This is a genomic window from Ferrovibrio sp., assembly GCF_029255545.1.
In the GTDB taxonomy this organism is placed as follows: Bacteria; Pseudomonadota; Alphaproteobacteria; order Ferrovibrionales; family Ferrovibrionaceae; genus Ferrovibrio.
This window is the reverse complement of record NZ_JANLJJ010000058.1, coordinates 1-3152: the sequence shown is the minus strand read 5'-3', so window position 1 is coordinate 3152 and position 3152 is coordinate 1. Positions and strand designations below refer to the sequence as shown.

The following is a 3152-nucleotide window of genomic DNA, read 5'->3' as shown; positions in this document are numbered from 1 at the left end:
TGGAGCTGGCGCGCCGCGAGGCCAGGCGCATGATGGTGGGCAAGCGCGGCGGCCGCGCCAGTTGCCGCCAGGACGATATCAACGCGCTGATGATCAAGCTGGCCCGCCAGGGCAAGCGGGTGGTGCGGCTGAAATCCGGCGATCCGATGGTGTTCGGCCGCGCCGGCGAGGAAATCGCCGCTTTGCGGGCCGAGCATATCCCGGTCGAGATCGTGCCCGGCATTACCGCGGCTTTGGCCGCGGCCAGCAGCCTCGGCGTTTCGCTCACCCATCGCGAGGCGGCGCATTCGCTGCGCCTCGTCACCGGTCATTCGCGCAAGGGCGGCCTGCCGGCCGATCTGGACTGGCGCGGCCTGGCCGATCCGGAAACCTCGCTGATGGTCTATATGGGCGGCCGCACCGGCGGGGATTTCGCCGCGCGGCTGATCGCCGAGGGCCTGTCGCCGGCGACGCCGGTCGTGGCGGTGGCGGCCGTGTCGCGACCCGAGGAAGTCCGCTGGCAGGGCCAACTCGACAATTTGGCGGATGGGCTGGCATCGCTGGGTAGTGAGCAGCCGGTGCTGGTCGGCATCGGGCGCGTGTTTGCGGCCGCCGGCCAGCTTTGTGCGGTCGCGCCGCTGGAGCAGGTGGCCTAGAGCAGGGGGCCTTCGACCAGGATGCGGCCTTTCGCATCCTCGATCTCGATGACATAGAGGTCCGGATCGCGCCTGACCGCCTTTTCGATCGCCGCTTCGGCGGCGGCGTCCTCCAGACGCTCCGCGCCGCCCAGTCTGAGCCAGCCGGCTCGGCCCTCGGCATCGCGGGCCTGGCTCAGCACCATGGCTTCGGCCGGTCCGTATGCGATCTTCAGCAGGATCGTGCCGGCATCCGGATCGCCCTTGCGCCGGATATAGGCCGGGATGGTTTCCTGGTCGTAGCGGCGCAGGATGGCCTGCACCAGCAGCCGGGTTTTCAGGCGCGCTTCGCTCATGCCGGCAAAGTGCCCAGCTTCGCCCCGGCATGCAAGCGTGGACCTGCGGGTTGCCTGGGCAAGCCTTTGGTGGCGGCGCCGGATGGCGGTTGCTAGACTGCGGCGATGAATCAGCTCAAGCCCGATATGGATGGCGAAACCGGTGGCCGGTCCACCCGCGCCATTACCCTGCGCCAGCGCATCGCCGACCAGATCCTGTCCGGCGCGCTGACGCCCGGCAGCAGGCTGGAGGAACAGGACCTGGCTGACCGCTTCGGCGTGTCGCGCACGCCGGTGCGCGAGGCCCTGAAGGCGCTGGTCGAAACCGGACTGGTCGAAATCCGGCCGCATCGCGGTGCCCTGGTGGCGATCCCCTCGCGCCAGCATATGCATGACCTGTTCGAGGTGATGCGCGAGCTGGAATCGATCTGCGCCCGCTATGCCGCCCAGCGCATGACGGCGGCCGAACGCAAGACCCTAGAGGACCTGCACGAGCGTTCGCGCCAGCTGGTGCGCGACGGCGAGGCCGAGGCCTATGCCGCGCTCAATGTCGATTTCCACACGATTATCTACGAAGGTACCCATAACCAGGCGCTGGTGGAAAACACCGCCGCCGTGCGCCGCCGCCTGTCGCCCTTCCGCCGCGCCCAGTTCCGCCTGGTCGGCCGGCTGGCCAGTTCGTTCGCCGAGCACGACGCGGTGGTGCGGGCGATCCTGCAGGGCGATGCGCAGGCTGCTGAACAGGCGATGGTGCAGCATATCGGCGCTGCCGATGTTTCGGCGGAGGAATTCACGCGCTGAGCCTAAGTCACTCGATGGGGTTGGTGGTGCTGGCCTCGTCGCGCGCCTTCAGGCGTTCGCGGTGCAGCACATACAGGCCGCTGGCCACCACGATCACGATGCCGGCGAAAGCCAGCAGGTTGGGGATGTCGCCCCAGACCAGGAAACCCGACAGCAGGGCCCAGATCAGGCCGGTGTAACGGAACGGCCCCACCGTGGCGAGATCGCCATGGCGGAAGGCATCGACAATCAGCAGATAACCGCCGATCAGGAACAGTCCGGCGCCGGCCAGCAGCAGGACCTGCAGCCAGTTCACCGCCACCCAGCCTTCATAGCTGCTTAGGGCCAGCGCGCCGAGCAGCACGAAAACCGCATTGGTGAGCGTAACGACCAGCGAGGGAATGGTCTGGTCGATGCGCCGGGTGGTCAGGTCGCGCGCCACGATGAAGACGACGGCGGCGATGGCGAGCAGGGAATAGGCGTTGAAACCTTCGGCCTTGGGCTGGACGATCAGCAGCACGCCAAGGAATCCGATGGCAATCGCGCTCCAGCGCCGCCAGCCGACCGGTACCCGCAGGAACAGGGCTGCCGCCGCCGTCATCGCCAGCGGGGTCGCCATGTTGATGGCGGTGACGTTGCCGATCGGCATGTGGAACAGCGCCAGCAGGTAGCACAGGGTGGCGATCACGTCGATCAGGCTGCGCGCGATCACCACGCGGTCGGCGGCGCGGCGCAGATGCGCCGCCTGGCCGGTCGTCACGATCAGCAGAATGATCAGCGCCGTCGCCATCACGTTGCGCATGGCGATCAGCTGGCCGGTTGGCACGGCCGTGCTGGCCAGCTTGATCAGCGTGTCGTTGATGATGAAGGCGGCCATGCCCAGGATCATCGATGCGACGCCGCGGCGGGTGCCGTAACCGAACAGGCGGGCGTAAAGCGGGGCGGGCAGGGTGGCGAGCGAGGCGGGAGGCATCAGCACTGTGTTATGATTGCTTGATCCGGCACACTAGCCGGATTGCCGGCTGGCGCAAACCCGGCCCGTTGCAGGGCAGGCTTGACGTCAGTGCAATCCGGCCCCACTTCCTGTGCCGGAATTTCCGGGAGGTCGCCATGTGGTTCACGATACCGCGTCACAAGGTCGAAATGCCGCCGCGCGACAAGGCGCTGCCGGGCCGCGCTACGCCAATGCCGGTGCCGGCGCAGCATTTCGTCAACGGCCATCCGCTGAAACCGCCGTTTCCCGATGGCATGGAGCAGGCCGTGTTCGGCCTGGGCTGTTTCTGGGGCGCGGAGCGCAAATTCTGGCAGGCCGGCCCCGGCGTCTACAGCACAGCCGTGGGCTATGCCGCCGGTTACACGCCGAATCCGACCTATGAAGAGGTCTGCAGCGGCCTGACCGGCCATAACGAGGTGGTGCTGGTAG

General features: G+C 67.7%; 5 protein-coding genes. 3 read left to right on the top strand and 2 right to left on the bottom strand.

Annotation, left to right across the window (positions count from 1 at the left end; translation table 11 throughout):
- Nucleotides 1-635, top strand: a 635-nt coding sequence (gene cobA / locus Q1J79_RS11635) for a uroporphyrinogen-III C-methyltransferase (protein WP_300300430.1), incomplete at its 5' end; no start/stop codon positions are given.
- On the opposite strand, the gene Q1J79_RS11630 is transcribed toward cobA, so the two are convergent.
- A complete protein-coding gene (locus Q1J79_RS11630; protein WP_300300428.1) occupies nt 632-970 on the bottom strand; it encodes a DUF1491 family protein in 339 nt (112 codons plus the stop codon). The two genes, cobA and Q1J79_RS11630, sit on opposite strands and share 4 nt — an antisense overlap.
- 105 nt (nt 971-1075) lie before the next feature.
- On the opposite strand from Q1J79_RS11630, the gene Q1J79_RS11625 reads away from it, so the two are divergent.
- Complete coding sequence (locus Q1J79_RS11625) at nt 1076-1750, top strand: GntR family transcriptional regulator (protein ID WP_300300425.1); 675 nt, start codon at nt 1076-1078, stop codon at nt 1748-1750.
- A gap of 7 nt (nt 1751-1757) precedes the next feature.
- Here Q1J79_RS11625 and Q1J79_RS11620 read toward each other — a convergent pair whose 3' ends face one another.
- Entirely contained in the window at nt 1758-2702 is a 945-nt protein-coding gene (locus Q1J79_RS11620) for a DMT family transporter (RefSeq protein WP_300300432.1), read from the bottom strand.
- A 137-nt stretch (nt 2703-2839) separates the two neighbouring features.
- Here Q1J79_RS11620 and Q1J79_RS11615 point away from each other — a divergent pair.
- On the top strand, nt 2840-3152 hold a 313-nt coding region (locus tag Q1J79_RS11615), incomplete at its 3' end, for a peptide-methionine (S)-S-oxide reductase (RefSeq protein ID WP_300300423.1).

What these genes read in the sequence shown, in the direction of transcription:
- Q1J79_RS11630 (WP_300300428.1), bottom strand. Translation starts at nt 970, where the DNA reads ATGAGCGAAGCGCGCCTGAAAACCCGGCTGCTGGTGCAGGCCATCCTG.
- Q1J79_RS11625 (WP_300300425.1), top strand. Translation starts at nt 1,076, where the DNA reads ATGAATCAGCTCAAGCCCGATATGGATGGCGAAACCGGTGGCCGGTCC.
- Q1J79_RS11620 (WP_300300432.1), bottom strand. Translation starts at nt 2,702, where the DNA reads ATGCCTCCCGCCTCGCTCGCCACCCTGCCCGCCCCGCTTTACGCCCGC.